The organism is Siminovitchia sediminis (assembly GCF_042680885.1).
Classification (GTDB): domain Bacteria; phylum Bacillota; class Bacilli; order Bacillales; family Bacillaceae_C; genus Siminovitchia; species Siminovitchia sediminis.
Map to the genome: position 1 here is coordinate 1 of NZ_JBHUEO010000092.1, position 26,798 is coordinate 26,798.

The 26,798-nt window shown below is 40.9% G+C and carries 25 protein-coding genes and 3 pseudogenes; 26 read left to right on the forward strand and 2 right to left on the reverse strand.

All coding sequences use genetic code 11. From position 1 onward, the window contains the following. Positions 1–126: 126 nt before the first annotated feature. The 9 genes and pseudogenes from ACFSCZ_RS17445 to ACFSCZ_RS17485 form a co-directional block, all read left to right on the forward strand. A pseudogene (locus ACFSCZ_RS17445) lies at positions 127–369 on the forward strand (hypothetical protein); the annotation flags it as partial. A gap of 58 nt (positions 370–427) precedes the next feature. Then, positions 428–1,140 (forward strand): annotated as a pseudogene (locus ACFSCZ_RS17450) (response regulator transcription factor). A gap of 5 nt (positions 1,141–1,145) precedes the next feature. Further along, on the forward strand, positions 1,146–2,210 hold the full coding sequence (locus ACFSCZ_RS17455) for a sensor histidine kinase (RefSeq protein ID WP_380775741.1): 1,065 nt from the start codon (positions 1,146–1,148) through the stop codon (positions 2,208–2,210). 96 nt (positions 2,211–2,306) lie between these two features. Then, the gene (locus tag ACFSCZ_RS17460; RefSeq protein WP_380775743.1) at positions 2,307–3,191 is read left to right on the forward strand and encodes an ABC transporter ATP-binding protein; all 885 of its coding nucleotides are present in this window, start codon (positions 2,307–2,309) and stop codon (positions 3,189–3,191) included. Further along, positions 3,184–4,752: a hypothetical protein gene (locus tag ACFSCZ_RS17465; protein WP_164216717.1), complete on the forward strand. Its 1,569-nt coding sequence runs from the start codon at positions 3,184–3,186 to the stop codon at positions 4,750–4,752. The genes ACFSCZ_RS17460 and ACFSCZ_RS17465 overlap by 8 nt, the downstream gene beginning before the upstream one ends. Before the next feature lie 59 nt (positions 4,753–4,811). Beyond that, positions 4,812–5,657, forward strand: coding sequence for a DUF4097 family beta strand repeat-containing protein (locus ACFSCZ_RS17470; RefSeq protein ID WP_380775747.1), 846 nt, complete (start codon positions 4,812–4,814; stop codon positions 5,655–5,657). Between the two features lie 103 nt (positions 5,658–5,760). Continuing rightward, a complete protein-coding gene (locus ACFSCZ_RS17475) occupies positions 5,761–6,408 on the forward strand; it encodes a hypothetical protein (RefSeq protein ID WP_052717178.1) in 648 nt (215 codons plus the stop codon). Positions 6,409–6,557: 149 nt separating this feature from the next. Continuing rightward, the gene (locus tag ACFSCZ_RS17480; RefSeq protein WP_018708801.1) at positions 6,558–6,965 is read left to right on the forward strand and encodes a hypothetical protein; all 408 of its coding nucleotides are present in this window, start codon (positions 6,558–6,560) and stop codon (positions 6,963–6,965) included. 224 nt (positions 6,966–7,189) lie between these two features. After that, a pseudogene (locus ACFSCZ_RS17485) lies at positions 7,190–7,578 on the forward strand (transposase family protein); the annotation flags it as partial. A gap of 382 nt (positions 7,579–7,960) precedes the next feature. Here the strand turns inward: ACFSCZ_RS17485 and rpsD are convergent. After that, positions 7,961–8,563, reverse strand: coding sequence for a 30S ribosomal protein S4 (rpsD, locus tag ACFSCZ_RS17490; protein WP_380775750.1), 603 nt, complete (start codon positions 8,561–8,563; stop codon positions 7,961–7,963). Between the two features lie 382 nt (positions 8,564–8,945). Here rpsD and refZ point away from each other — a divergent pair, with 382 nt between their 5' ends. From refZ to rarD, 6 genes are all read left to right on the forward strand, one after another. After that, positions 8,946–9,608, forward strand: a complete 663-nt coding sequence (gene refZ / locus ACFSCZ_RS17495) for a forespore capture DNA-binding protein RefZ (RefSeq protein WP_380775752.1) — start codon at positions 8,946–8,948, stop codon at positions 9,606–9,608. 366 nt (positions 9,609–9,974) lie between these two features. Further along, a complete protein-coding gene (gene ezrA / locus ACFSCZ_RS17500; RefSeq protein WP_380775754.1) occupies positions 9,975–11,684 on the forward strand; it encodes a septation ring formation regulator EzrA in 1,710 nt (569 codons plus the stop codon). Positions 11,685–11,960: 276 nt separating this feature from the next. Beyond that, complete coding sequence (locus ACFSCZ_RS17505) at positions 11,961–13,112, forward strand: cysteine desulfurase family protein (RefSeq protein WP_380775756.1); 1,152 nt, start codon at positions 11,961–11,963, stop codon at positions 13,110–13,112. Next, positions 13,109–14,320 carry a tRNA uracil 4-sulfurtransferase ThiI gene (gene thiI, locus ACFSCZ_RS17510; RefSeq protein WP_380775758.1) on the forward strand — a complete coding sequence of 404 codons (1,212 nt, stop codon included), beginning with the start codon at positions 13,109–13,111 and terminating at the stop codon, positions 14,318–14,320. The genes ACFSCZ_RS17505 and thiI overlap by 4 nt, the downstream gene beginning before the upstream one ends. 102 nt (positions 14,321–14,422) lie before the next feature. Beyond that, positions 14,423–14,623, forward strand: coding sequence for a small, acid-soluble spore protein, alpha/beta type (locus ACFSCZ_RS17515; RefSeq protein WP_380775760.1), 201 nt, complete (start codon positions 14,423–14,425; stop codon positions 14,621–14,623). Positions 14,624–14,777: 154 nt separating this feature from the next. Beyond that, entirely contained in the window at positions 14,778–15,692 is a 915-nt protein-coding gene (gene rarD, locus ACFSCZ_RS17520) for an EamA family transporter RarD (RefSeq protein WP_380775762.1), read from the forward strand. 53 nt (positions 15,693–15,745) lie between these two features. Here rarD and ACFSCZ_RS17525 read toward each other — a convergent pair whose 3' ends face one another. Continuing rightward, entirely contained in the window at positions 15,746–16,564 is an 819-nt protein-coding gene (locus ACFSCZ_RS17525) for an NAD kinase (protein WP_380775768.1), read from the reverse strand. 146 nt (positions 16,565–16,710) lie between these two features. On the opposite strand from ACFSCZ_RS17525, the gene sppA reads away from it, so the two are divergent. The 11 genes from sppA (at position 16,711) to argH (ending at position 26,791) form a co-directional block, all read left to right on the forward strand. Next, on the forward strand, positions 16,711–17,715 hold the full coding sequence (gene sppA / locus ACFSCZ_RS17530) for a signal peptide peptidase SppA (RefSeq protein WP_380775770.1): 1,005 nt from the start codon (positions 16,711–16,713) through the stop codon (positions 17,713–17,715). A 15-nt stretch (positions 17,716–17,730) separates the two neighbouring features. Next, positions 17,731–18,228, forward strand: coding sequence for an RDD family protein (locus ACFSCZ_RS17535; RefSeq protein WP_380775771.1), 498 nt, complete (start codon positions 17,731–17,733; stop codon positions 18,226–18,228). A 75-nt stretch (positions 18,229–18,303) separates the two neighbouring features. Beyond that, on the forward strand, positions 18,304–18,978 hold the full coding sequence (locus ACFSCZ_RS17540; RefSeq protein WP_380775774.1) for a DUF2953 domain-containing protein: 675 nt from the start codon (positions 18,304–18,306) through the stop codon (positions 18,976–18,978). Continuing rightward, positions 18,884–19,345, forward strand: coding sequence for a GerW family sporulation protein (ytfJ, locus tag ACFSCZ_RS17545; RefSeq protein WP_380775820.1), 462 nt, complete (start codon positions 18,884–18,886; stop codon positions 19,343–19,345). The genes ACFSCZ_RS17540 and ytfJ overlap by 95 nt, the downstream gene beginning before the upstream one ends. A gap of 77 nt (positions 19,346–19,422) precedes the next feature. Next, positions 19,423–19,917, forward strand: a complete 495-nt coding sequence (gene tpx, locus ACFSCZ_RS17550) for a thiol peroxidase (RefSeq protein ID WP_380775776.1) — start codon at positions 19,423–19,425, stop codon at positions 19,915–19,917. A 111-nt stretch (positions 19,918–20,028) separates the two neighbouring features. After that, positions 20,029–21,006: a class I SAM-dependent methyltransferase gene (locus tag ACFSCZ_RS17555; protein WP_380775822.1), complete on the forward strand. Its 978-nt coding sequence runs from the start codon at positions 20,029–20,031 to the stop codon at positions 21,004–21,006. Between the two features lie 4 nt (positions 21,007–21,010). Next, positions 21,011–22,210, forward strand: a complete 1,200-nt coding sequence (locus tag ACFSCZ_RS17560; protein ID WP_380775779.1) for an acetate kinase — start codon at positions 21,011–21,013, stop codon at positions 22,208–22,210. A gap of 43 nt (positions 22,211–22,253) precedes the next feature. Continuing rightward, positions 22,254–23,099 carry an EcsC family protein gene (locus tag ACFSCZ_RS17565; RefSeq protein ID WP_380775782.1) on the forward strand — a complete coding sequence of 282 codons (846 nt, stop codon included), beginning with the start codon at positions 22,254–22,256 and terminating at the stop codon, positions 23,097–23,099. Next, positions 23,096–23,602 (forward strand): MogA/MoaB family molybdenum cofactor biosynthesis protein, encoded by a 507-nt coding sequence (locus ACFSCZ_RS17570; RefSeq protein ID WP_380775785.1) that lies wholly within the window; start codon positions 23,096–23,098, stop codon positions 23,600–23,602. The genes ACFSCZ_RS17565 and ACFSCZ_RS17570 overlap by 4 nt, the downstream gene beginning before the upstream one ends. A 616-nt stretch (positions 23,603–24,218) precedes the next feature. Further along, on the forward strand, positions 24,219–25,424 hold the full coding sequence (locus tag ACFSCZ_RS17575) for an argininosuccinate synthase (protein ID WP_380775787.1): 1,206 nt from the start codon (positions 24,219–24,221) through the stop codon (positions 25,422–25,424). Continuing rightward, entirely contained in the window at positions 25,421–26,791 is a 1,371-nt protein-coding gene (gene argH, locus ACFSCZ_RS17580; RefSeq protein ID WP_380775789.1) for an argininosuccinate lyase, read from the forward strand. Before ACFSCZ_RS17575 ends, argH begins: the two co-directional genes overlap by 4 nt. The last annotated feature ends 7 nt before the right edge of the window (positions 26,792–26,798 follow it).

Consider the following 26,798-nt stretch of genomic DNA (forward strand, 5'->3'; position numbering starts at 1 on the left):
CTAAAATGTAGGTGTGGTAACTTACATTTTACTAGAAAGGGCGATTTTTTTGTATGCCTTTTTTAGAACTAAACAAAATAGGGCTGTCACAGAAAATCAGTTTTTACTGACTTTCTGGACAGCCCCAAAAAGAGACGAAGTGCCGTAAAAATCGGTTTACGAAGCCTAAAGGATGCTTGCAATGGAGGAGGTTTTTTCTATGATGAAAAAATCATATTGACTTCTAAAGATATACTAGAAGACATCATTCCATCTATTGAAAAACAGATAACAAAGGCAAAAGAAGGTAGTTCTCAAAAAACATTAAATGAGCGTCGTTTAATTGCGTTTAAACTGGCAATCGAATCCTTGGAGAACCGTATTAAATAATTCTCTTCTGTGATTTTTAAGTGATAGAAAGCAAGTTTAGTTTACAAAGGAGGATCCTATTTTGGTTGATAAAATATTATTAGTGGACGATGAAAAAGGAATTTTGACAATGTTGGAAAATCTTTTAAATCAGGAGGGCTATACTCAAATCTCAACGGCATCATCTGGGAATGAAGCCTTACATTTGGTTGAGACTGTGGCTTTTAATTTAATTGTCCTTGACGTTATGCTACCGGATATTGATGGGTTTGAATTGTGCCAACAAATTAGAAAAATAACATCAGTTCCAATCTTGTTTTTGACAGCACGTACGGGAGATCTTGATAAATTATTGGGGCTTGGAATCGGTGGGGATGATTATATCACCAAGCCATTTAACCCCTTGAAGTAGCTGCAAGGATACGAGCCCATCTACGGAGACAGAATTTGAATAAGTCCTCTTATGTAGGACAGGAGGAGGAAATCCTGGATTTTGGTGTTTTTACCGTTCACAAAAGTGCGGGGCAATTAATTGTGAATGGCTTTGATCGACATTGCACGGCTAAGGAATTTGAACTGCTTGTATTTTTGTGTGAGCATCCGAATCGAATTTTTACCGCTCAACAATTATATGAACAGGTTTGGGGATCCGCTCTTCAGGGTGACGAAAAAACAGTGGTTTTTCATATCTCCAAACTTCGAAAAAAGATTGAGAAGGACCCCGCCAATCCTGGTATTCTTGTTAATATTAGAGGGCTAGGCTATAAATTTGTGCCACCATGTAAAGGTTGATGACTATGAAAGTAATGCTACGTATCGTCGTTTATTTAATTTTAACTTTTGTGTTAATGTTTGTTTTTACGAGTTTCGTTCTGGCAGTAGTAAGTATTCTTTTGCCAGAATTGATGGAAAAGGGTGCTACACCTCTCGTAATTTTAGGTTCGATATATTTCATATCCCTTATTATTTATGGCTGGTACATAGGGAAACCAATTTACTATATGATTCAATGGATTCATCATTTAGCCAATGGAAACTATTATCCGCCTGTTCAGCATAATAATATCTATTCAAAAAAAACACATAAATTAAAGGGCCCTTATCGAGTATATAAAGAATTAATTGATCACCTTGAAACCTTAACACAAACCTTAGAAAACAACCATAGGGAACGGGAAAAGTTGGATCGAATGAAAAAAGAATGGATTGCCGGCATTTCTCATGATTTAAAAACTCCACTCACTTACATAACAGGTTATTCAACCATGCTATTGTCAAACCGGTTTCAATGGAGTGAAGAAAAACAAGAACAGTTCCTATTGGAAATCCACGGAAAAGCGGAACATATGAATGAGCTCATTCAAGATTTAAATTTGTCATTCCGACTGGAAGGGGCACACTTTCCTTTAGAAACGGAGAACAAGGATGTAGTGGAACTTGTTCGCCGTACTGTTGCTGATGTAGCCAGTGCTCCGTGGGCAAATGGCTATCACCTTTCTTTTGAAACAGTTGAAACTCAACTTGATATGCAAATCGATCCTAAACTTTTTCAACGGGCTCTTCGAAATTTGCTTGTTAATTCGGTTACACATAATCCTAAAGGGACACGAATTAGAGTAACCCTTCAAAAGTTGACAGATCTCAAGATCACCATCGAAGATAACGGGAAAGGAATGGACAAGGAAACAATTGACCATTTGTTTCGTAAATATTATCGGGGAACATCCACCGATGCAATATTGGAAGGAACAGGCTTAGGAATGGCTGTTGCTCAACAGTTAATTTCTGTCCATAACGGGGACATCCGCGTAAAAAGTCGTATAAATGAAGGAACTACAATGCAAGTTTTGCTGCCTCTATAGAAATAATTTCGATTTTGCTTGCTGTTTACTTAGATTTTACTCTCATTCGTTATAATTATTCTGGAAACATCCAGTTGAGTGAAAGGAGAATGATTAATGGAATTAATGATTGATCAAGTAAGTAAAAATTATGGAAATAAGCAAGCACTTACTGATTTCAGTTTATGTTTGAAGTCTGGTGTCCTAGGTTTACTTGGACCCAATGGAGCGGGTAAAACTACTCTAATGAAAATCCTCGCTACATTAATGCGCGCAACAGATGGAAAAGTTACATTAGATGGGATGAACATTGTAAATAATCCTAAAGAAATAAGAAAAAACCTTGGTTATTTACCTCAAGATTTTGGGATTTACCCGAATTTGAACGTGATTGAATTTCTTGAATATATGGCTGCCGTTAAAGGATTGCCTATGAAGTTAGCAAGACAACGCATTCAAGATCTTCTTGACGCGTTGAATCTGGCTCAGGACGCTAAACGAAGGATAGGTGGTTTTTCGGGAGGAATGAAACAGCGTATCGGTATCGCGCAGGCTCTTTTAAATGATCCAAAACTTCTCATCGTTGATGAACCGACTGTTGGCCTTGATCCCGAAGAACGTATTCGATTTCGCAACCTCTTAGCGAATTTGGCCTCTGAGCGGATTATTATCCTGTCCACACATATCGTATCTGACGTTGAATCCATTGCTTCTCAAATTGCTATTATGTCTGAAGGCAAATTGTTGCAACATGCTCTACCGGAAGATCTTCTCATTGATGTGGAGCACAAAGTATGGGAGTGCACGGTTCCAAGCAGGCAATTGCCAGAAATTCAACAGTCCCATGTGGTCAGCCGAGTATTTCAACGTAGTGATGGCATGCATGTGCGAATCATCTCTAATCGTCGTCCGTTCCCAGATGCAGAAATGATATCCCCAACTTTAGAGGATGCCTATCTTTATTATATATCTGTAAGAAATGGGGGAACGCGTAATGATTGATAGAATCCAACGTTGTATCACCATCAGCCATTACAATCTAATGCTGATATTGAGATCCTATGGATTTTTAATAATGCTTGGAGTGGTGATTACTCTTGGATATTTCCTTGTACCTCCAGCTGATGCAGGTTACCAAACCATGTATGTAGGTGAAGCACGCAGCATTTACAATTCAGCATGGTTAGGAGCCGTTGCGGCACTTAGCAGTTCACTGTTTCTTTGGCCTTTTGGATTTTACCTTTTAAGAGGGAAGATTTCCGAAGACAGAAAGTTAGGTGTCGGTACGATTCTAGTACCTAGTCCGATGAGTAATTTCCATTATTTGCTTACAAAGCTGATTAGTGTTTTTTTAATACTTGCTGTCATGGCTGGCGTATTAGAATTAGCTTTTATTACTATGCAGTATATTCGGCTTGAGGAGACACAGTTTGTATTACATGATTACCTTTTGCCTTATGTATGGATCGTTCTTCCCTCCCTATGTGTTTTGAGTGCACTAACGATATTGTTTGACATTATCCCTTTTATGAAAGGCGTTATAGGTAATATCGTTTTCTTCAGTATATGGACAGCGGTTAGTGCTTTGAGTTTCTCAGGAGTTGGAAAGATAGATATTTTTGGTTCTCAATTAATGTTCACTGAAATTTTGAATGGAGTACAAGAGGCATTTCCGATGGTAAACGCGACGAACATGAATTTTGGATACCAAACAGTGCAATCTCTATTAATTTTTGATTGGACAGGGATTATATGGACAAAAGACTACGTTACAGAACGTCTATTTTGGTTGTTGATTGGTGCTTTTTTATTTCTAATCTCGGTACTGATTTTCCGAAGGGGCTCTCTTTTGTCTTTAGAAAAGAAAACATCTGTTCAGAATACAAATGGTGGGCTTGAGAAGGATCTAGTAAGGTATCAGCCTAAAGGTAAAGTGATAGAATCTGTCCATATCCAAACTATTGAAGGGGAAAGACAATATTCATTTTATTACATCTTTCGTTCTGAACTGAAGCTCATGTTTAGGGATGTCTCTCTTTGGTGGTATGGAGTAGGGATAATTTTGTTTTTACTTACCATGTTTATTCCATTGACTTCAACGAAAGTGTTTTTATATGTTATTTGGTTATGGCCGATCCCTTTGTTGGCTCCTATAGGGGCGAAAGAAAAAATGTATCGAACAGAGCAACTGTTGTTTTCCAACTGTCCTCCCTATATGCAATTATTTGCTGTCTGGCTTTCAGGGGTATTCGTTTCGTTTCTAATAACCAGTGGTGGAACAGTTCAAATGATAGCAGCAGGTGATTGGAGTTGGCTAAGTGCTTGGCTCATAGCTATTTTCTTTTCACCTACTTTAGCGTTAGCAGCTGGTATATGGGCGGGGACTAGGAAGCTTTATGAGGCCATATTTGTTGTTTGGTGGATTATGGGTCCAGTGCAAAATGCACCCTATTTGGACTTCACAGGGATTCAGGGAAATCAACTCACTTATGTCTATTTACTTTTGACAGCAGGTCTGGCAATCATAGCAATAATGGGGAGAAAGAGACAAATTTTCAACTGATTATTCAACGAGGGACCAAAACACTGACAAGTTAAACTCAAAATAACGGAGGTTGTACCATGAAATGGTTTATCAGAAAATTCCTGACTGTTTTAGTCATTGGAATATTAGCAGTATTGGCATCGGGATGTTTTGGCAATTATTTCAAGAATCAGTCTGAAAAAATAGAATTGAAAGAGACACTTGAAGCTGAAGAGATTAATGAAATTACGATTGATGGCGAATTGGCAGAGATCCACATTCATACACATGACCAAAATAAAATTACAGCAGAAGTAACGGGAAAGACCAGCAACAATTTAGTTACTGATTTTCAAGTTGATACCAGTGGTAAATCTGCTATTATTAAACTATCTCAGGATCAAAAATCTCCAATTTCTTTAAATTTTTCTGAACCGAAGTTAAACGTATATATCCCTGACAAAATGTATGAAACATTAATTTTGCGTACTGCTTTTGGGGATCTCACGTCTGAACAAAAGTTATTATCCAAAAGAATCAATATCAATGCTGATGAAGGGAATATTGTTCTAAACGGTTATCAGGGTGAGGTAATAAAAGGTAATATTAATTTAGGAAATATTACACTCCATAGCATTGATGCATCATTTGATCTCGAAACGGCTGAGGGAGATGTAAACGTCTCTCTTAATACGGGACTAAAAGGCAAGAATCAAATCAATGCCAAGTTTGGAGATGTGAAAATAAAACTTCCGAAGGAACCCGAAATACTTTCATTTGACCTAAGAGCGAAATTCGGCGAGATACATTCTGATTTTTCGTTTGTCGATACCTCAAACAGTGATGATAATGTATTAAAAGGAGAGATTGGACAACCTGCAACGAATAGTCCAACTCTGTCAGTTATTACGGAGAGTGGGCATATTACATTATTAAGGCATTAAACTGCTTTATCTGTTAATAAATGACTGTGTATGCTATGTAAACGTGAAATCAAATATGATGAGTTAAAAACAGGCTATTTTCTTGAATTAAAGGATTGATAAGATGATGGAAATGATGGACTTTTTGATGCAGTATAAATGGCTAATTGTGATTATCGCAGAAATTCTATTTTTAGTGTTTGCAGGGCTCTTTTTTATTATGAGGTACTGGTTTCGAAAGAACGCTGTCGGTTTTGCCTTTATTATATTATTAATTCTGAACGAATTATTCCTAGCATTTCTGGCCATTTATGATTATTTACAAACTGGAACGCTTGATTCGTTTCAGATTATTACAGCAATTTTCTATATTTATCTTATTTTTGAAGGAAAAAAGGATTTTAAACGATTAGACCACTATTTTAAAAAGAAAGTTGCAAGTTGGAAAGGGGAAACAGTTCCTGACTTACAAACAAGCGAGAGCGCTGTAGAGAAAAAGTATGGTCGAGCTCATGCAAAGGAAGAAAGAGAAGGTTGGTATATCCACCTTGTCATTTTTGTGATTGCCCAAATTGTCTTTTGGAACATTGACAACTTTACAGGTTGGCAAGATTTTAATCTTAATCAAATCGGGGAATTTTTCCAAATTTATGAGGATCCGAAGATTAACCAAGTAAATGCTGTCTGGGGTGTTATTTTATTTATCGATTTTATTTGGTCATTTTCTTACACCATTTGGCCAAAGAAGGAAAAGTCATCATCAAAAAAATAGAATAAGAAATGAACTTTGCAAATAAGTAATATATTATGTGAAGGAAGCTTTCCTGTGTTGTAGCGAAAGCTTCCTTCAAAGAAAGCATTTCTCAATTAACCTGGCTTTTAATGATACGCAATTTATTTAAACATTGTAGTGTTAATGATGTGCTACGAGAAAAAGGATACGTTGTCATTGATAACAGTGACTTAAAACCGTTTAAAAACTATAGTAGCCCTCTTTCAAACGACAATGACGTAAGTTTTTATACACTCGCTAAAAAATATATGGATGAGGACTATTTTGAACGATTCATAAATGGAGAAGGAACTGCAACGGAATCGGGGAAGTTTCTCATGCAGCTTAAAAATAATAAAGAAAAATATAGTAAAGAGATTATAGATGAGTTTGAAATAAACGAACAGCAAGTTGAAGAGCAAATTACAGCAGTAAAATCAATACTTGAATCATTTGTGTGGGAAAACGGACTCGTTACTGGAACAAGTGAAGAACAACCAAATTATTTGGATAAAATATTAAAGTGGAATAAAAACATGTTGAATTTATTTCTATAGGTATCCTTATTCCATTTGATGAATTAAAAGTGAAATTTATAATCAACACGTCTGGCCATATTGAATTGTTAAATAGAACCCCAGGTGGTATTAGTATGACCCCTTAATGCTTATAAAAGGTCAGTTTGATTCTGAAGAAAAGATAAAGAACTTTATGTTGAATCGGGCGTGATTGTTGAAATCAATACTTGATCCCTTAATGCCAGTAGTAAAAGATGAACAATTTGTCAGACCTATTATTCCTACTAGACCTTAAAACAGTTGAACCCCCACAAGAAAATAAAACCGATATGATGTTTAAAGTGGAGGCAATCAAAACACTGAACGTTGTCCCGAATGCGGATTTGACAAATTGTACAAACACAGTTTACGAAAACAACTAATCATGGACTTGCCTATTCGTTTAAAGCGAGTGGGCTTACAAGTAAACCGTAGACGTTACAAGTGTCGTGAGTGTGGTTCCACATTTTGGGAACGCCTTATATCCATTGACGAAAAGCGTAATATGACTAAAAGGTTGGTAGACTCCATTGAAGAACAATCCATGTCTAAGACCTTTGTGGAAGTAGCCGAAAGCGTTGGTGTAGATGAAAAGCCCGTTAGAAACGTTTTTTAAGGATCACGTGGCATTCAGTGCTTTCAACAAAGCTATGTTATACGATACTTTCAATTGGGATGAAGTAACAGACCACTTTTAACAGGAAACTATGGTGTCGATTTTTTCACACTTATTAAGAAATTGGAAAAGGGAGACTTATAAGCCCTTTTCCACCACAAAATCCGAATACCCATTGTTTTTTTGAAATATATCCATTCCCCTACATACGCCTAAACTGATTAATATTAATCAGCCCCAAATTAGCCCCAAAATTAGCCCCAAATACGTTCATTTTCATGCATTATCTTGCAATGCCAAGAAAAACAAAAAAGCCCTGAAACCTTGATATATCAAGGTTTTTAAGGCTTTTAATGCTATGCTTTGCAAAGCGAATTTCCTAACGAGAGTAGAACTCAACGATAAATGCTTCATTAATTTCTGGCGGAAGCTCTGAACGCTCAGGAAGGCGAGTCAAAGTTCCTTCAAGCTTTTCTGGATCAAAAGAAACATAGTCAGGAACAAAGTTTGTTGCTTCAACAGATTCTTTGATGATCGCAAGATTTTTAGATTTTTCACGTACACTCACAACTTGGCCCGGGTTTACTTTGTAGGATGGAATATCCACGCGGCGTCCATCTACAAGAATGTGTCCGTGATTCACTAGCTGGCGAGCTTGGCGGCGAGTACGAGCCAAACCAAGGCGGTAAACGATGTTATCCAGGCGTTGTTCAAGAAGGATCATGAAGTTTACACCGTGTTTTCCTTGCATTTTGCCGGCTTTAACAAAAGTGTTTTTGAACTGGCGCTCCGTAACTCCGTACATATGACGAAGCTTTTGCTTTTCTTGCAACTGAAGTCCATATTCAGATTGCTTTTTACGTTGGTTAGGACCATGTTGTCCTGGCGCATATGGGCGCTTTTCTAATTCTTTTCCGGTTCCGCTCAGTGAAATTCCGAGACGGCGGGAAATTTTCCAGCTTGGGCCGGTATAACGAGCCATAGAAGACTCCTCCTTAGGTTTTATTTTGTTGTAAAATAAAAACCGTTACGTGAATACAATGCTGGGTATTTTGTTTTCATGCACCTTCGCCCTAGCAGCAGCGGGTTACGCGATACACCTCATCCTGAGGAACAAAATACGGTCAACATCCTATTCATCAAGGCTGCATTTATTTTACACACAGAGAGTATTATACGGACCCCTCCGGCAAAAGTCAAGAACGTATTCCATTAATAGCAAATTAAGCAAAAATATGTCGAGATATTTTCGAAGGAATTGTGCGGGTTGAAGTTGAATAAGTGAAGTAAGTCAAATGAACCATACGATACTATCGTAGTAGAGGCCAGAAGGCAGACATTGTTTTAAAAAGGGAGGGCCCACAATGTCCGGACACATAGGAAAAACAAAGGAATCAATTTTGGAAGCGGCCGTAGAATTATTTACGAGCAAAGGTTTCAAGGGGACAACCATCCGTGATATTGCAGGCAGGGCTAAAGTAAATCCTGCCAATATTTCCTATTATTATCATGGGAAACAGGGGTTGTTGGAAGCTTGTCTTATCAGCTTTTTTGAACCTTACCTATCTTTGTTGGAGGAAGAAAAGAGAAAGATTGACTGGGAGGATCCGGAGATCTGCCTGCACAGGGCCATTAGAAAAGTCCTTGTTTTTCAAAGTGAGCAACATTTGCTGTCTCGGCTTGTGTGGAGGGAGATCACCATTGATTCACAAGTGGCTCGTGAAATTATTGCTTCCTATTTGATGCAGGAAAGGTATTACTTTAAAGCGTTGACCTCTGCGGCAATGGGAGGGAAATCACCTTCACTCCCTGTCAGCATGTTGATTATCCAACTAAAAGGAATGCTCACTGCTCCTTTTTTAAACAGCCAGTATATTAGTGAAGTATGGGGGATGCATCCTAAAGAATCCTATTTTATCGAAAAGTATTATGAGTCGATTATCGAATGGCTCCAAACGGCACTGCATGTTCAAAAAAATGCCTTGTATATTGCCCGGCCTCCAGCGCCGGTAATCAGGACTGTTTAGGAATGGCTGCCCCTCAATGGGGGCAGCTTTTCTTTGTAAATGATAAAGATACAGGAGAAGACCGTAGTTGAAAAGTCATAGGGACACTTTTGACGGGGCTGTAGCTGATGTACCGCAAGTTATTTGAAAGTGTTGCATTATATGAGGAATATCAGCTGCATGGGTGTGACAGACTCCTTACCAAAAACCCGCTTTTGATTGTACCTTAGGCCGTGCCTGATGCTTTTCTCAAAAAACCGTAGAAAAATTGCATTTATACGTCAAAAATTGTCGTTGTCATGGTATCATAGAAAGAAATAATCTGATTACAAATGACTTGATATATATATGTTTCGGCTGAACGATGGAAGGAGCAGGGGACTATACATGAAATACGGTGTTGAAATCGTCATCAGTGCAATCATCTTGGTCATCATCATGTTTATTATTGGATATATGATACGGAAAAAGTATTATAAAGAAATTGATATTCTGGATGCCAGGAAAATGGAGCTCATGAACAAGCCGGTCGTTGAAGAGCTGACGAAAGTGAAACAACTGAACCTGGCCGGCAAAACGGAAGAAATGTTTGAGAATTGGCGCCAAACGTGGGATAACATTATTACTGTCCAATTGCCGCATATTGATGAGTTACTGTTTGAAGCTGAAGAAGCAACGGATAAGTTTCTTTTTAAAAAAGTGAAAGAAACGCGCGAGCAGATCGAAAAAGAACTGACAGAAATCCATGAGCAGATCCAACAAATTTTAGAGGAATTAAAAGAGCTGACCGAGAGTGAGGAACAAAGCAGAACCAATATCGAAAGCTTGAGGGAAGAATATCATTCGGCCAAAAAACGGTTGTTGACCGAGTCCCATCGGTTTGGTAAAGCGGCAAATAAGCTGGAAGAAATGCTGAAATCTGCAGAGGAGAAAATGTTAGCTTATGAAAAGCTGGCGGAAGAAGGGGACTACATAGAAGCTCGAAAAGTCGTTGAGGCCCTTTCCGAAGATATAGCAAAAGTCTCGTATCGAATGGAAAAGCTGCCGGATCTACTGACTGACTGTCAAACCATTATCCCTTCCCAACAAGACGAGCTTGTTCATGGATATAAAGAGATGCTAGAACAAGGCTATGTTCTGGATCATATTCAAATGGAGACCATGATGGACAAAATGAACAAGGAATTGGAAACGTACACGGAGTTTCTGATGCAAACAGAAGTGGATGAAGTTGCTGATGGGCTGGAAGAAATTAAAGAACAGCTCGATTCAATATATGACCTGCTTGAAAAAGAAGTATATGCGAGGCATCATGTACTCCAGCAAAATGAGCAGACAGAAGCCTATATGAACAAATTGCTGAAGGCCAACGAGGAGTTGAAATTTGAGACGGAGATCGTGCAGGAAAGCTATCAGCTGTTTGATCATGATTTGGATGTACCTCATGATCTTGATGAAAGATTGCATGAATTAATGAGGAGATATGAGCTGCTTAAAGCGAAATTACAGGAAGACCAATCTGCCTTTTCCTCATTGAGCGAGGAATTAGATGATATTGAAAGCGGGCTGGAAGAATTGGAAAAGAAACAACTGCTTTTTGCCGAACGTCTGCAAAGCTTGCGCAAAGATGAGCTGGAGGCAAGGGAACAAATTACTGCATTGAAGAAAAAAGTAAGTGATATTGTCAGGCTCGTTCAAAAAAGCAGGATGCCCGGGCTTCCCAATGATATCGAAGCGTTGTATGAGCAGGCATCTGAGCAAATTGACGATGTTTTCCGAAGCCTACTTGAAAAACCTTTGAGCATGAAGTCGGTCCAAAATCATTTGCTGGAAGCAACGGATACGGTGGAGCATTTGTACAGCCGTACAGAAGAACATATTGAAAACGCCCGATTTGCCGAGCATGTGATCCAGTACGGAAACCGTTATAGAGCGGAGAACCCTCAGTTAAGGGCTGAACTTGACAAAGCTGAGGCAGCGTTCCGCAATTATGAATACCGTGCTTCATTGGAACAGGCCGCTGCTGCAGTGGAAAAAGTAGAGCCCGGTGCCTTGAAAAAAATTGAAGAAATGTTTAACGAGGAAATTCCTGTGTGACCAATGTTGGAGCGTGCCGTGCCCTTCTAGGAGAGGAACCGGTACGCTCCAAACTTCATATAAGCGCTCCAGTATCCCCAAACATGTAAATCTCCAATAGTAGGTTCTGAATATATGGGATGTTTCCCATATCCCGACGTAATCAGATGTCTCCTGCACCTAACGTTCGTCACCATCTTCAAAACTTTTACAGTCATTTCATATTTCATTCAGTTTGTTCATGTGTTATTATGTATGATTGATTATATTATGAACAAGTTAGCGGGTGGCCCATAAATGATTTATTTTGATAATAGTGCAACAACCAGACCCTATGACGATGTGGTTGAGTCATTTGCTCAAGTAAGCCGGAATTTCTTCGGAAACCCATCTTCCCTTCATGCACTGGGGGGAAAGGCAGAGCAATTGTTGACAACAGCGCGTGAACAAATTGCGAAATTGGCGGGGGTCCACGCCAATGAGGTGTATTTTACCTCCGGCGGTTCCGAAAGCAATAATCTTGCGATTAAAGGAACGGCTTTTATGCATCACGGAAGAGGAAATCATATTATTACTACGAGTGTCGAACATCCTTCAGTAAAAGAAGCGTGCGAACAGCTCCGAATGAGCGGATTTGAAATAACCTATATAGATGTAGATCAAAATGGCCGGGTGTCGGCGGATGATGTAATTGGCGCTGTCACTGATCAAACCATTCTTGTCTCCGTTATGCATGTCAATAATGAAGTGGGTACGATTCAGCCCATTCAGGAAATTGGCCAACGATTAAGAAAGTTTCCGAAAGTAATTTATCATGTGGACAATGTTCAAGGTGCAGGTAAGGTACCGCTTGATATATACGATGCTCAAATTGATTTGTGCACGTTCTCTGCCCATAAATTTCACGGCTTGAAAGGAACCGGATTTCTATTTGTGAAAAATGGTATCAACCTTACTCCTCTCATATCTGGAGGAAAGCAGGAGAGGAAACTGAGGAGCGGAACAGAAAATGTTGCCGGTATTGTTGCTATGGCAAAGGCATTCCGTATGGCAGAAGATCAAAGACGGGAGAATACAGAACAGCTGGTACAGATACGGGATTATATCATCCGGGAGCTGGAAATACTCCCGGGCCTTGTTGTTCACACGCCAAACGCCAAGGCGGCACCGCATATCGTCAATGCTTCGGCCGTAGGGTTAAAAGGGGAAGTGATTGTTCATGCACTTGCTGAGAAAGATATATTTATCTCAACTACCAGCGCCTGCTCTTCAAAGGATAAAACCCCCAGCGGTACGTTAGCAGCGATGGGCGCAACAGACGAAGAGCTAACAGGAGCCATCCGGATCAGCCTCTCTTATGAAAACACAATGGAAGAAGCTGAACAGATGGTGACAACGCTCAAACAGATCCTGGAAAAATTAAATCAAGTAATGAGGCGAAATCAATGAAATATGACAGAATATTGATTAGATATGGAGAGCTGACCTTAAAAGGAAGGAACCGAAAGTTTTTTGTCAGAAAACTGAGGGATAACATCAAAATGAAACTGCGCGAGTTTCCTGAAGCACGGATTGAAACCACACATGACAGGATGTATGTTCTGCTGAACGGAGAACCATATGATCCGGTCAAGCAAAAGCTTTCTTTTGTTTTTGGAATCCAGTCTTTCAGCCCGGCCATTCAGACCGAAAAAAATATAGAAGAAATTAAAAAGGCGGCCTTGGAAGTGATCAAAAAGTCGCATCAACCAGGGGGTACATTCAAAGTTTCCGCACGTCGTTCAGATAAAACATTTGAATATGACACGAATCAATTAAATCAAATCATTGGGGCGCATATTTTAACCCATATGGAGGACATTAGTGTTGATGTGAAAAAACCTGATATTGATGTGCTTGTAGAAATTAGGAGTGAAGCCGCCTATATATCCGGCGAAGTGGTTCAAGGCCAGGGAGGGTTTCCTGCCCGGTCGTCAGGAAAAGGAATCCTTATGCTTTCCGGGGGGATTGACAGTCCCGTAGCCGGATATCTTGCCATGAAGCGGGGAGTTGATATTGAGGCGGTACATTTCCACAGTCCTCCCTATACAAGCGAGAGAGCCAAACAGAAAGTTATCGATATTGCGGCAAAGCTCGCTCAATTTTCCGGCAGGATCAAAGTTCATATCGTGCCATTTACTCAGATTCAAGAGAAAATCCATGAAAAAATCCCCGAAGGCTACACCATGACTTCTACCCGTCGTATGATGCTTCGTATAGCTGATGTTCTGCGACAGAAAAATGATGCACTGGCTATTTTTAACGGAGAAAGTCTTGGCCAGGTTGCAAGCCAAACGATGGAGAGTATGGTGGCGATCAATGAGGTAACGAATACACCCATACTGCGTCCTCTCATTGCAATGGATAAAACGGATATCATCAAAATTGCAAATGAGATTGATACGCTGGAGATTTCCAATAGACCTTACGAAGATTGCTGTACAATTTTTACGCCTCCTGCGCCTAAAACAAAACCTAAAACCGAAAAAATTGTTGCTTTTGAAAGCAAGTTTGATTGGAATCCATTGCTGGCCAAAGCGGTAGAAGAAACAGAAACAATCGTGATCAAAGACAATCGATTGGAGAAGACCGGCCAGCAAGATTTTGATTTATTTTAGAGTGGCTCCGTTGTTTCCTATGATTAGGAAGAATTACCAACTTTTTATTGAATGATGCCATGTGTTTTCGCACAATATAGGCTTACAAGGAGGTGAAAACACATGGCAAACAACAACAGCAACCAAATCCTTGTTCCAGGAGCAGAGCAGGCAATCGACCAAATGAAAATTGAAATTGCACAAGAATTTGGCGTTAACCTTGGTGCAGACACTACTTCTCGCGCTAACGGTTCTGTAGGTGGTGAAATCACCAAGCGCCTTGTATCCATGGCTCAACAACAAATGGGCGGAGGATTACAATAACAAATTAAATAAATTTGGCTAGAAAAAGCGGGGCATTGTCCCCGCTTCTTTATGTTTCCAATATCCAACAAAAGTTTTCCGCGTCATTGTAACTTTCAGTATTTTCTTATATAATAAAGTTATTTCGAAAACCTAAATATTGGAGATCAGGCCAATGAATAAGTATCGCGAAGGAATTGGAAATACGGTTATAGCGTATGTCATGTGGGGCTTCTTGCCTATATACTGGAAGCTGTTAGATCAAGTTCCCCCAGGTGAGGTATTGGCACAAAGAATTTTTTGGTCCTTTGGTTTTATGCTTCTATTGCTGTGGATAGGAAATAGGGTATCTTCATTTAAAAGCAGTCTCAAGCTAATAACCGAACAACCAAAAGCCATGCTTTCCCTTCTGTCTGCATCAATTTTAATCAGTTTGAATTGGCTCATATTTATTTGGGCAGTCAATGTGGGAAAAATTATTGAAACAAGCCTTGGTTATTACATAAATCCACTGATCAGCATTGTATTGGGCGTAGTATTATTAAAAGAAAAGTTATTGCGGACCCATATGGCAGCTTTTTTCCTTGCCTTGGCGGGTGTTCTATTTCTTACAGTTGCGTATGGGGAAGTCCCATGGATCTCATTGGGTTTAGCTCTTACCTTCGGATTTTACGGCCTAATCAAAAAATCGATTCCTTTTGATTCGTCTGTAGGGTTAACTTTGGAGACCATGGTTGTGACACCTATGGCGCTCGGTTATCTTATTATCCTATTCTTAAAGGGAGGGAATGTATCTTTTTCAGGGGATGTAAGGACGGACCTTCTTGTTATCGTATCCGGAGTAGCCACAGCTTTGCCCTTACTGTTTTTTGCAAAAGGTGTTCAAAAGGTGCCATTATATTTAATGGGATTTCTGCAATACATCGCACCCACCATCATGCTTTTTTCCGGGGTGTTTCTATACAATGAACCCTTCGGAACAGATCGTTTCATCGGGTTTACCTTGATCTGGTCAGCTTTATTGATTATTTCACTCTCTTCAATCAAATGGTCCTCATTATCTGCGAAGAAGCGGGACAAAATTGCATAAAGGAAGTGAAGGATCAAGGCCACCGGGATTTTTACCGGATGGCCTTTAAACTTCTATAAAAAAGTTCTCTTTACTTTTTCCCAGTAGGAGTTGTTTTTCAGTTTGACCGTTTGTATGGTTTTGTTACTTAAACGTATATTGACTTCCTTTACATGCTGAATGCTCATTGCTTCATTATCCATACCCATGGTCGGGTAGTCATTTCCTTCTTGGGCGACCTTCAGTGATAACGTACGGCCCTTGCTTAATAAAAATGGAGAGCCCAGTGTACGGTATCGGTTGCTGTTTAAAGACGCCATTTCATTGACCTGCAGACAGGGGAGAAGAGGGTCCACGACAGCCCCTCTGACCGATTTGCTGTAAGCGGTGCTTCCTGTTGGTGTAGCAATGACCATTCCGTCGCCTCGGAAAGTTTCAAAGTGAAGATCATCAATAAACACATCGAGGACCAATGTTTTAATGATGGCGGAGCGTATAGTAAATTCGTTTAGACAATAAAAGGGTGACTCCCCGTCGATCTTGACCTCGATGACAGGATACTTTCTCACCTCTGCCTGCTCCATGTTCATGGCTTCTTCTACTTCAGACAAATGATCAATTTGAAAATCACAATAAAGACCGCGAAAACGGTCATCATCTATGCCCAAATATAAAACATCCTGGCGAAACCCGGTCCTGCGCACGGCCTGAAGGAATGTTCCATCTCCGCCGATGCTTGCAACGATATCTGCATCTTCCGCATTTTCAACAATTGTAAATCCGTGTTTTTGTACAATATGTTGAAGATCTGCCACTTTTTCTGCAAGCCTAGGATCATTTTGATAAAAAATATGTTTGTAAAAAAAGAAGATTTTTTTTCCGGTTTCTTTCATTCAAATGCCTCCTGCGAGCCCATTCGGAGTTCTTTCTTAACGACTCTCTATTTGATACAATGAGGTTTATGTTTACCAGTTTACCACGAATGTGAAACTCTTAAAAACATTCATCCGTATACAAAAGAGGAAGGGAGGAATTTTTTTTGAACGGAAAAAGGTGGGCAGCACTGGGAATTGCTGCAGGAGTGTTTATTATTTCAGTCATCATTAATATGGCGAGCGCAATGGTTTTTGGTGATTTCACAAAAGTATTTGAAGAAAATATGATGGGAAGCCAAAAGTTTAAAGAGGAAGTGGTGGAATCAGGAAATCCTCTGGAAAGAATTGCTGTTCTTGAAGTAGACGGAGTCATTCAAGATACTGGCAATGAACCCCCTTATTTTTCTTCTCCGGGTTATTCCCACAGAAATTTCATGGAACAGCTCGATCAAATCAAGGAGGACAATAGTGTGAAAGGGATCGTTCTCCGTGTAAATTCTCCGGGTGGAGGTACAAACGAATCAGCAGAATTGCGCCAAAAAATTGTAGAAATTCGGGAGGAGACCAAGAAGCCGGTCTATGTTTCCATGGGGGCGATGGCAGCATCCGGAGGCTACTACATATCTGCTCCGGCTGATAAAATTTATGCCAGTCCCGAAACTTTGACGGGATCATTGGGGGTTATTATGCAAGGCGTGAATTACAGTGAGCTGACCGATAATATCGGTATTGACTTTATGACCATCAAAAGCGGAAAATATAAAGATATTATGAGCGGACACCGGAAAATGACAGAGGAAGAAGTGGAAATTTTAGAAAGCATGCTGACAAACTCCTATAATGAATTTGTCAGAATCATTGCCGAAGGCCGTGACATGCCTGAAGACAGGGTTCGCGAATTGGCTGACGGACGCGTATATGATGGCAGACAGGCTAAGGAATTGGATTTAATTGATGAATTCGGCTATACAGACGATGTAATTGAAGCAATGAAAAAAGATTACGAGCTGGAGGAGGCCGAGGTATTCAAGTATTCCTCGTCCGCAGGATGGGGATCTCTCTTGACCATGACGGCGCAGAAGTTTTCCGGCGGATCCGAGATGGGAGAACTGATCAATAAGTTATCCACGCCTAACTCGCCAAGAATGATGTATTTATACGCTCAATGATGGAGGTGTTTTACAATGGATGAGATCCATACAGAAGCAGAGGATACTAAGATGAAAGTAGAGCTGCCGCCTGCCCCCTATGCGGGCTTCTGGATGAGATTTTGGGCTTATCTGCTAGACCTTGTCATCATTTCAAGCATTAACGGGATTCTTGTGAAACCAGTTTTTCGCGCATTTGATGCAGATTTGGCTGGCGGTGGAATCTTTACTCCTTATCATATCGCCAGTGCGCTGATTTTTTATCTGTATTTTGTTTTGATGACAAAGTTTTTCAGTCAAACCCTTGGGAAGATGGTATTTGGTTTAAAAGTCATTCCCTTGGATGCAGAAAAGTTACATTGGAGTACGGTTATTTTCAGAGAATGGATTGGACGTTATATTTCAGCAACGATTTGGATTTTATATGCAGTTGCTGCTTTTACCCCCAAAAAGCAGGCCCTGCATGATATGTTTGCTGATACCGCCGTTGTACATGAAAGAAAGGCAGCAGCCCATCAACCCGCTTATTCGTAAGCGGGTTTATTTTTTGGAGAATTTGGAGAGACTTGTAACCGGAGGTCTGCCATGGTAGGGAGTCTGTTATTTCTAATGTTGATGGTGCTGGTGATCCTGGCCGGATTGCTGCTTTTGTCCAGAGTTTCATTAACTGTACAAATGAGAATTCAAAATCTTTCCTATTGGAAAGTAGACATTCAAGTCAAGGCATTCGGAGGACTGATCAGAATCAAACGTTCATGGGATATAAAGGAGTATCTGTCTCATGTATTTGATGATGAAGAGGAATCAGGTTCTTGGATACATAAATGGATACATAAGCGGGATGACCTGCAGGAGGACCGCATGTTCAGTTATTTAAAAGGGCCTGTGCTGAACTCTGCGAAAGAGCTGACCATCCACTTCCTAAACTGGCATTCGGGAGCCGGAACCGGTGATGCCGCCGTAACCGGAAGGCTTGCCGGCATTGTCTGGGCCGTAAAAGGAGCAATGGAAGCCTGGCTGAAACAACATATTTCCATGAGAAAGACACCTGATTTAAAGTTTGTTCCATCCTTTCAAGCCCGGCAATTTACATCCGAGCTATCGTGTATGGTATCCATCCGAACAGGAAAAGCTATTGTGGTGATACACGATTTATATAAGCAATGGAAGACTTTTCGCAGGAGGGATGATAGTGGAACATCCAATCAAAGGGTTAATGACAACAGCGATGGAAAATTTGAAGGAAATGATCGACGTGAATACGATCGTTGGAGATCCGGTTGAAACACCGGATGGCGGTGTAATTTTAACAGTATCCAAAGTAGGATTTGGATTTGCTGCCGGCGGCAGTGAATTTTCTGCAGGGGGAGGCTCATCTTCTATGGACTCCTCTGAAGAAGAAACGTCTGAGCTGCCTTTTGGCGGCGGAAGCGGTGGAGGGGTTTCTATTACTCCGATTGCTTTTTTGGTTGTGAATTCGCAGGGTGTCAACATGCTTCGTTTGGACCAGAGTTCTCAATTGCTTGAAAGAATGATCGACATGGCGCCTGTTGCGATTGATAAAATTCAGATGATCATGAAAAACGGGCAGTCCGGACAGTCCAGCGATCATCGAGCGTTTGACAGACAACAGCTGGATTACGATATTTAATTATATTGACAATGTTTTCCTTGCTATTCCATGCAAATTCCTGGATGATGTAAGAAAAGGACAAGGAGGAATGTTGCATGCCAGATGTAACTTTTATCGGAAACCCGATTACTTTGGAAGGAAACGAAGTAAAGCCGGGAGACAAAGCTCCGGACTTTACTGTATTAAATCAAGATCTCGAAGAGGTAAAATTAAGTGATTTTTCGGGTGTACGGGTCATCAGTGTTGTTCCATCAGTGGATACAGGAGTATGTGCAGCACAGACAAAACGTTTTAATGAAGAAGCGGCGCTTGAAAACGCAACCATCTTGACGATTTCTGCTGACCTGCCTTTTGCTCAAAAGCGCTGGGCTGAAGAAAATGGACTAAGCCAGGCAAAGATCTTTTCCGATCATCGAGAACTTTCATTCGGCGAGGCATATGGTGTTGTGATGAAGGAGCTTAGACTTTTGGCACGCAGTGTATTTGTGATCGACAGCAACGATCAAATTACCTATGTAGAATACGTAAGTGAAGGTACCAATCACCCTGATTATGAATCGGCTATCGAGGCCGCAAAGAATGCACAATAACAAATGCTCCCGGTAGTTTCCGGGGGTTTTTTCTTGTTTCAGGTGATGGACATCGATAAAATATAGGAAGAAGTTTGTTGACGGGGTGGAAATGTATTGAATAAGAATAAAATGCCGGTTGAAAAGTTATTTTCGCTGTTCAATGATACAGCGGAAATACTGCAGGAAGAATTACATTGTACATATTTGGAAGCTTTAGCAGAAACAGGTGAAAATATTTTTCAGCAACAAGTTATGCAGGAAGTCAGTGAAATTGCCAAAAAAAGACTGGATAAAAAATACGAGGAAGTGCCGCTGGCGGCCTACAGCAGTGAGGAAATTCGAAGATCTTATCAATTTGCCATTTTAAAAGGCATGAAAGAGCATGTTCAGTCAAATCATCAAATGACCCCTGACACTATTGGTTTTTTTATCAATTATTTGATTGGCAAGTTTATGGAAGGAAAAAAAGAGATGTCCATATTGGATCCTGCGATAGGAACCGGCAACTTGCTGATGACCATTTTAAATGGCCAGGGGCAGGATGTTTACATGGAAGCATATGGAGTGGATGTGGACGACCTGCTGATCAAGCTCGCCTATATAGGTGCTAACCTCCAAATGCAGGCCGTTGAACTGTTTAATCAAGACGCTCTTCAGCCCCTCTTTATTGATCCGGTCGATGTGGTAGTCTGTGATTTACCGGTAGGCTATTATCCGGATGATGCCAATGCGGAGAATTATACTTTGAAAAAAGACGAAGGTCATTCTTATGCACATCATTTATTAATAGAACAAAGCCTGAGACATACAAAACCCGGCGGTTATTTATTCTTCCTGATTCCCAACAATTTGTTTGAGAACGAGGAAGCTCGCAGGTTACACGAATATTTAAAGGACACGGCATATATTCAGGCTGTACTGCAGCTGCCACTTTCGATGTTTGCAACGGACCAGACGGCTAAAAGCATATTTGTTTTGCAAAAGAAAAAGCCCGGTGTAAAGCAGCCGAAGGAAGTTCTTCTTGCTGCTTTTCCAAAGTTGTCCAATAAAGAAGCGATGGACCGGATGTTGGTGAAGATGGAAAAATGGTTTATAGAAAACAAATAAAAGGATGATCAGGTTGTCAAATGTATTAGCTGTCAATGCGGGAAGTTCTTCAATTAAATTCCAGCTGTTTCAAATGCCTGAGGAAACAGTGGTCGCTAAAGGGCTCATAGAACGGATCGGTCTTCCGGGCTCTTTGCTGTCAATGACTGTGAATGGTGAACGATTTAAAGAAGAGCTGGACATCCCGAACCATGGAGAAGCCACAGGTTTGCTATTGGACCGGCTGGTGACAAATGGCGCACTTCAGTCTTTTAAGGATTTGGATGGAGTCGGCCACAGGGTGGTTCATGGAGGAGAGAAGTTCCATGATTCCGTTCTAATCACGGAAAGGACGTTAAAAGACATCGAGGAACTAGTTGAACTCGCTCCTCTTCACAATCCGGCCAATATCACAGGGATTAAAGAATTCCAAAAAGTTCTCAAAGATGTACCGCAGACAGCTGTTTTTGACACGGCGTTTCATCAAACCATGCCTGAAAGTTCCTACCTATACAGTTTGTCCTATGATTATTACCGGAAGTACGGAATACGGAAATATGGATTTCATGGGACATCCCATAAATATGTTTCACAAAGAGCTGCTGAAATATTAGATCGGCCCCTGGAACAGCTCCGGCTCATATCCTGCCACTTGGGAAATGGAGCCAGTATTGCTGCAATCAAAGGGGGGAAATCCATTGATACTTCCATGGGTTTTACGCCGCTTGCAGGTGTGACCATGGGGACGAGGTCCGGAAACATCGACCCGGCGCTTATTCCGTTTTTAATGGAAAAGACGGGAAAAAATGCGGATGAAATCCTTGATATTTTAAATAAAAAGTCTGGAATGCTTGGTCTGTCCGGTTTTTCGAGTGACCTGAGGGATATAGAACTTGAAGCAGAAAAAGGGAACCATCGTGCAGAGTTGGCATTGGACATTTTTGCTGATCGGATTCATAAATATCTGGGTTCATACGCTGCACGAATGTCCGGTGTAGATGCCATTATTTTTACTGCCGGAATAGGTGAAAACAGCAGCTTTATCCGTGAAAAAGTGTTAAATGGACTTCAGTTTATGGGGGTTTACTGGGACCCCGATTTAAATAAAATTACCGGGAGAGAGGCTTTCTTAAATTACTCCTATTCCCCCGTGAAAGTTTTGGTCATTCCGACGAATGAAGAAATTATGATTGCCAGAGATGTTATGCGGATCATTTCTTCTTAGACTGGTATGTTGGTATAATTAGGGAAATACTGGAGGGATGGCATTGGAATGGACGAAAAGAGATGAACAAGTATGGGAAGATTTGCAGGAATGGCGTCAGACTCTATTCGAGTATGAATCAACAGATCTTGAAAATGCTTATGACAAATGGGTAGAGCAGGCTTTCTCGATGCTCCCTGATTCTTTGCAAATCCAATTTTTTGAAAAATTGGATGGATGGCTCTTTCATTTAAACGCACTTTTGAGGGAATCTCCCCTGCAAGCTGATGCGGAGGAGCACATTTTGCAGACAGCCCGCTCCATGAACAGCAATATACATACATTTGAGGATATAAGAAGCAGCCTTTCTGTTGACCAGCTGACATTTATGGCGGAACAGCACGCCATAAGACACCGCCTTTATTCATTCGCACAAGGGGGATTGGCCGGATCAGGGAAGTCTATCTTAATTGGAAGCGATTTAGTTTCAATGGCAGTAATTAATTTGCGTGCAATCCAACTGATGGCCATGTCGTTTGGATACCGTGTCCAGTCCCCGTCCGGTTTATTGGAAACCTTAAAAGTTTTCCATACGGCAACATTGCCGGAAAGACTGAAAATGTTCGGATGGGAAGATTTAATCAATGATTTACAAAAAGGGGACGAGGAGTTTTATTATGATCAGCCTGAACGGCTGACAGATTCTTCCTGGTTGGATGAGCCTTTAAAACATGTGTTGAAAGCAACCCTCATGATGTCAATGGCCAAGAAAAAAACATCAGGGCTGCCTCTTGCGTCAATCGCCATTGGGGCGGGATTTAATTACAAGACGACAAGAAGAATTACAGACTTTACATTGAAATACTATCAATTTAAGCATCTATTGGTTAAAAGCGGTGATATCAGATGAGTGTACATGAGCACAAACAGCATGCTCCCGAGTCAGTGAACTGTGCAGTGATTACAGTCAGTGATACACGGACAGAAGAAACAGATAAAAGCGGTAAATTAATGAAGAGTCTGCTTCAGGAACATGGCCATGAAATTGGTTATTACCGCATTGTAAAAGATGATGAGGCGTCCATTTCGTCGGCTTTTAAGGAAGCGGCGGAGAAACAGGCAGTCCAAGCTATCTTAATGAATGGTGGAACCGGGATAGCCAAACGGGACATAACGATTGAAACCATTTCTGCTTTTTTTGAAAAAGAAATTGTAGGTTTTGGAGAACTGTTTCGCATGATTAGTTATCAAGAGGACATCGGCCCGGCAGCAATCATGTCCAGAGCGGCTGCAGGTACTTATAAAGGGAAAGCGATATTTGTTACACCTGGGTCCAGCGGGGCAGTCCGGACGGCGATGGAAAAATTGATCCTGCATGAGCTGGGGCACGTGGTCAGAGAATTACAGAAATGATAAAGAACCGTTGAGCAGGCGCTCGGCGGTTTTTTATATCATGCCAACTGTCCCTGAAGTAATCAATGGGATCTAAGTGTAAGAATGGTCGCCAAGGAAGGTCCAAGGCGACCAAACGGGTGGAGTAAGCTTGAAATTGGTCGCATAGGAAGGTCCAATGAGCCTAAATATAGTGTGGGAACTTGAGCTGGTTCGCCCAGAAGACATGTCGCCCAAACATGGGGTGTAAGTATAGAATTGGTCGCATAGGAAGGTCCAAGGCTCCCAACCATGTGGAGTAAGTATGGTATTGGTCGCCAAGGAAGGTTCAAGGAGCCCAAACGGGTGGAGTAAGCTTCGAATCGGTCTTCAAAAATGTTCAATGCATTGGCCGTCAAGTAAGGTTCGAGAAAACCCCCAACCATTCAGTACTTGATTGGAAAAGGTTGTCCAGAAACCCAAGATCCCAAGCAGGGAGCAGAAATTAAAGTTTACGAAATCTTCATCCCTTATTTTTATACATTTTTATGAATAAAGTATTGAATGAGAAAAAAATGTATGGTATTATCCTTATATTATATGATTAAAAATTAATTGTTTTGTATAATAATACATCCACCTACGGAGGTTTTTTTACATGAAGAAGAAAGTTGTTATGGCTTATTCCGGCGGTTTAGATACATCAGTAGCAGTAAAGTGGTTTATTGATCAAGGGTATGAAGTTATTGCGTGCTGTCTCGATGTTGGTGAAGGTAAAGACCTGGACTTTGTTAAAGAAAAAGCATTGAAAATGGGTGCGGTAAAGAGCTATGTGATTGATGCAAAAGAAGAGTTTGCGCAGGAATTTGTTCTGCCTGCATTACAGGCCCACGCAATGTATGAAAATAAATATCCGCTTGTTTCTGCCTTGTCCAGACCATTGATCTCCAAAAAGCTTGTGGAAGTAGCTGAGCAGGAAAAGGCAGATGCGGTGGCACATGGATGTACAGGGAAAGGTAACGACCAAGTTCGATTTGAGGTTTCCATTAAAGCATTGAATCCGGATTTGGAAGTGTTAGCACCGGTTCGTGACTGGAGCTGGTCCCGTGAAGAAGAAATTGAGTACGCAAAAGAAAAAGGTGTTCCGATCCCAATCGATTTGGACAGCCCTTATTCCGTTGATCAAAATTTATGGGGAAGAAGCAATGAGTGCGGAATTTTGGAAGATCCATGGGCGGCACCTCCAAAAGATGCATACGATCTGACAGCAGAATTGGAAGATACTCCTGATGAGCCTGAAGTGATCGAAATTGAATTCGAAAAGGGAGTTCCCGTTGCAATTGACGGAAAGAAATATAAGCTGAGTGATTTAATTCTACTCTTAAATTCAGTTGCAGGAAAACATGGCATCGGAAGAATCGACCATGTTGAAAACAGGCTTGTCGGTATAAAATCTCGTGAAATCTATGAATGCCCCGGAGCTGTCACTTTGCTGACTGCCCACAAAGAATTGGAAGACCTGACATTGGTGAAAGACATCGGCCATTTCAAGCCGGTAGTCACTCAAAAATTGACGGAATTGATTTATGAGGGCTTATGGTTCTCTCCGTTGACTTCTGCGCTTCAGTCTTTCCTGAAAGACATCCAGCAATACGTCAACGGTACAGTACGCGTGAAGCTGTTCAAGGGACATGCAATTGTAGAAGGAAGAAAATCTCCTAATTCACTCTACAATGAAAGGCTCGCAACTTATACTTCCGATGACGAGTTTGATCAATCAGCCTCTGTCGGCTTTATTAAGCTCTGGGGATTGCCGACTGAAGTTCACAGCCAAGTGAATAAAAAGGACGCTGTCAAGCAATGAAAAAATTATGGGGAGGCCGTTTTTCCAAGACGCCAGAGCAGTGGATTGAGGAATTTGGGGCCTCCATTTCCTTTGACCAGCAGTTAGTTATGGAAGATATTGAAGGCTCCCTTGCCCATGTTAAAATGCTTGGCAAAACCGGTATTCTGGCACAGGAAGAAAGCGAACAGATACAAGCCGGCCTTTTGAAGTTAAAAGAAAAAGCACAAGCTGGAGAACTGGAATATTCTGTCTCAGAAGAAGATATCCACTTGAACCTTGAGAAAATGCTCATCGAAGAAATTGGCCCTGTGGGAGGAAAGCTCCATACCGGGAGAAGCCGTAATGACCAAGTGGCAACAGACATGCACCTGTATTTGAAAAAACAGGTCAACATCATTATGGATCATATTCAAGAATTACAGGCTGCACTGATTGAACAGGCAGAAAAAAATGTGGAGACCATTTTGCCCGGCTATACACATTTGCAGAGGGCACAGCCTGTTTCATTTGCCCATCATTTGCTTGCCTATTTCTGGATGTTGGAACGTGATAAACAGCGTTTTGAAGAAAGTTTAAAGAGAATAGACATATCTCCGCTTGGTGCCAGCGCCTTGGCTGGAACTACTTTTCCAATCGACCGCCACTATTCGGCAAAACTTCTTGGCTTTTCTGATGTCTATGCGAATAGTATGGATGCTGTCAGTGACCGTGATTTTATTGTGGAGTTTTTGAGCAACTCTGCTCTTGCGATCACTCATTTAACGAGACTGGCTGAGGAAATCATCCTTTGGTCAAGCAAGGAGTTCAGTTTTATTGAATTGGATGATACTTATGCGACAGGGAGCAGCATCATGCCGCAAAAGAAAAACCCGGATATGGCAGAATTGATCAGGGGAAAAAGCGGGAGAGTGTTCGGCAATCTGATTTCTATGCTGACGGTTTTAAAAGGGCTGCCGATGACGTATAACAAGGATATGCAGGAAGATAAAGAGGGCATGTTCGATACAGTCCATACCATGGTGGGATCACTGAAAATTTTTTCGGGAATGATTAGGACCATGACGGTGAATACAGATGTGATGAAGGAAGCGGTCAACAAGGATTTCTCCAACGCGACGGAACTGGCTGACTATTTGGCGTCAAAGGGGATACCCTTCAGGGAAGCACACGAAATTGTCGGAAAACTGGTTCTCTACTGTATTCATCGAAATTGTTATCTACTGGATCTTTCCTTGGAAGAATTTAAAGATGCCTGCAGTAAGATAGAGGAGGATGTATATCGTGTATTGGCGCCTGCAGAAGCGGTGAGAAGAAGAAATTCTTATGGCGGAACAGGATTTGACCAAGTGAAAATTCAGCTGGATCAAGCTAAAAAACTCATATAAAAGAGCG

Coding starts and splice junctions, on each gene's coding strand:
- ACFSCZ_RS17455 (WP_380775741.1), top strand. CDS start 1,146: ATGAAAGTAATGCTACGTATCGTCGTTTATTTAATTTTAACTTTTGTG.
- ACFSCZ_RS17460 (WP_380775743.1), top strand. CDS start 2,307: ATGGAATTAATGATTGATCAAGTAAGTAAAAATTATGGAAATAAGCAA.
- ACFSCZ_RS17465 (WP_164216717.1), top strand. CDS start 3,184: ATGATTGATAGAATCCAACGTTGTATCACCATCAGCCATTACAATCTA.
- ACFSCZ_RS17470 (WP_380775747.1), top strand. CDS start 4,812: ATGAAATGGTTTATCAGAAAATTCCTGACTGTTTTAGTCATTGGAATA.
- ACFSCZ_RS17475 (WP_052717178.1), top strand. CDS start 5,761: ATGATGGAAATGATGGACTTTTTGATGCAGTATAAATGGCTAATTGTG.
- rpsD (WP_380775750.1), bottom strand. CDS start 8,563: ATGGCTCGTTATACCGGCCCAAGCTGGAAAATTTCCCGCCGTCTCGGA.
- refZ (WP_380775752.1), top strand. CDS start 8,946: ATGTCCGGACACATAGGAAAAACAAAGGAATCAATTTTGGAAGCGGCC.
- ezrA (WP_380775754.1), top strand. CDS start 9,975: ATGAAATACGGTGTTGAAATCGTCATCAGTGCAATCATCTTGGTCATC.
- ACFSCZ_RS17505 (WP_380775756.1), top strand. CDS start 11,961: ATGATTTATTTTGATAATAGTGCAACAACCAGACCCTATGACGATGTG.
- thiI (WP_380775758.1), top strand. CDS start 13,109: ATGAAATATGACAGAATATTGATTAGATATGGAGAGCTGACCTTAAAA.
- ACFSCZ_RS17515 (WP_380775760.1), top strand. CDS start 14,423: ATGGCAAACAACAACAGCAACCAAATCCTTGTTCCAGGAGCAGAGCAG.
- rarD (WP_380775762.1), top strand. CDS start 14,778: ATGAATAAGTATCGCGAAGGAATTGGAAATACGGTTATAGCGTATGTC.
- ACFSCZ_RS17525 (WP_380775768.1), bottom strand. CDS start 16,564: ATGAAAGAAACCGGAAAAAAAATCTTCTTTTTTTACAAACATATTTTT.
- ACFSCZ_RS17535 (WP_380775771.1), top strand. CDS start 17,731: ATGGATGAGATCCATACAGAAGCAGAGGATACTAAGATGAAAGTAGAG.
- ACFSCZ_RS17540 (WP_380775774.1), top strand. CDS start 18,304: ATGTTGATGGTGCTGGTGATCCTGGCCGGATTGCTGCTTTTGTCCAGA.
- tpx (WP_380775776.1), top strand. CDS start 19,423: ATGCCAGATGTAACTTTTATCGGAAACCCGATTACTTTGGAAGGAAAC.
- ACFSCZ_RS17555 (WP_380775822.1), top strand. CDS start 20,029: ATGCCGGTTGAAAAGTTATTTTCGCTGTTCAATGATACAGCGGAAATA.
- ACFSCZ_RS17560 (WP_380775779.1), top strand. CDS start 21,011: ATGATCAGGTTGTCAAATGTATTAGCTGTCAATGCGGGAAGTTCTTCA.
- ACFSCZ_RS17570 (WP_380775785.1), top strand. CDS start 23,096: ATGAGTGTACATGAGCACAAACAGCATGCTCCCGAGTCAGTGAACTGT.
- ACFSCZ_RS17575 (WP_380775787.1), top strand. CDS start 24,219: ATGAAGAAGAAAGTTGTTATGGCTTATTCCGGCGGTTTAGATACATCA.
- argH (WP_380775789.1), top strand. CDS start 25,421: ATGAAAAAATTATGGGGAGGCCGTTTTTCCAAGACGCCAGAGCAGTGG.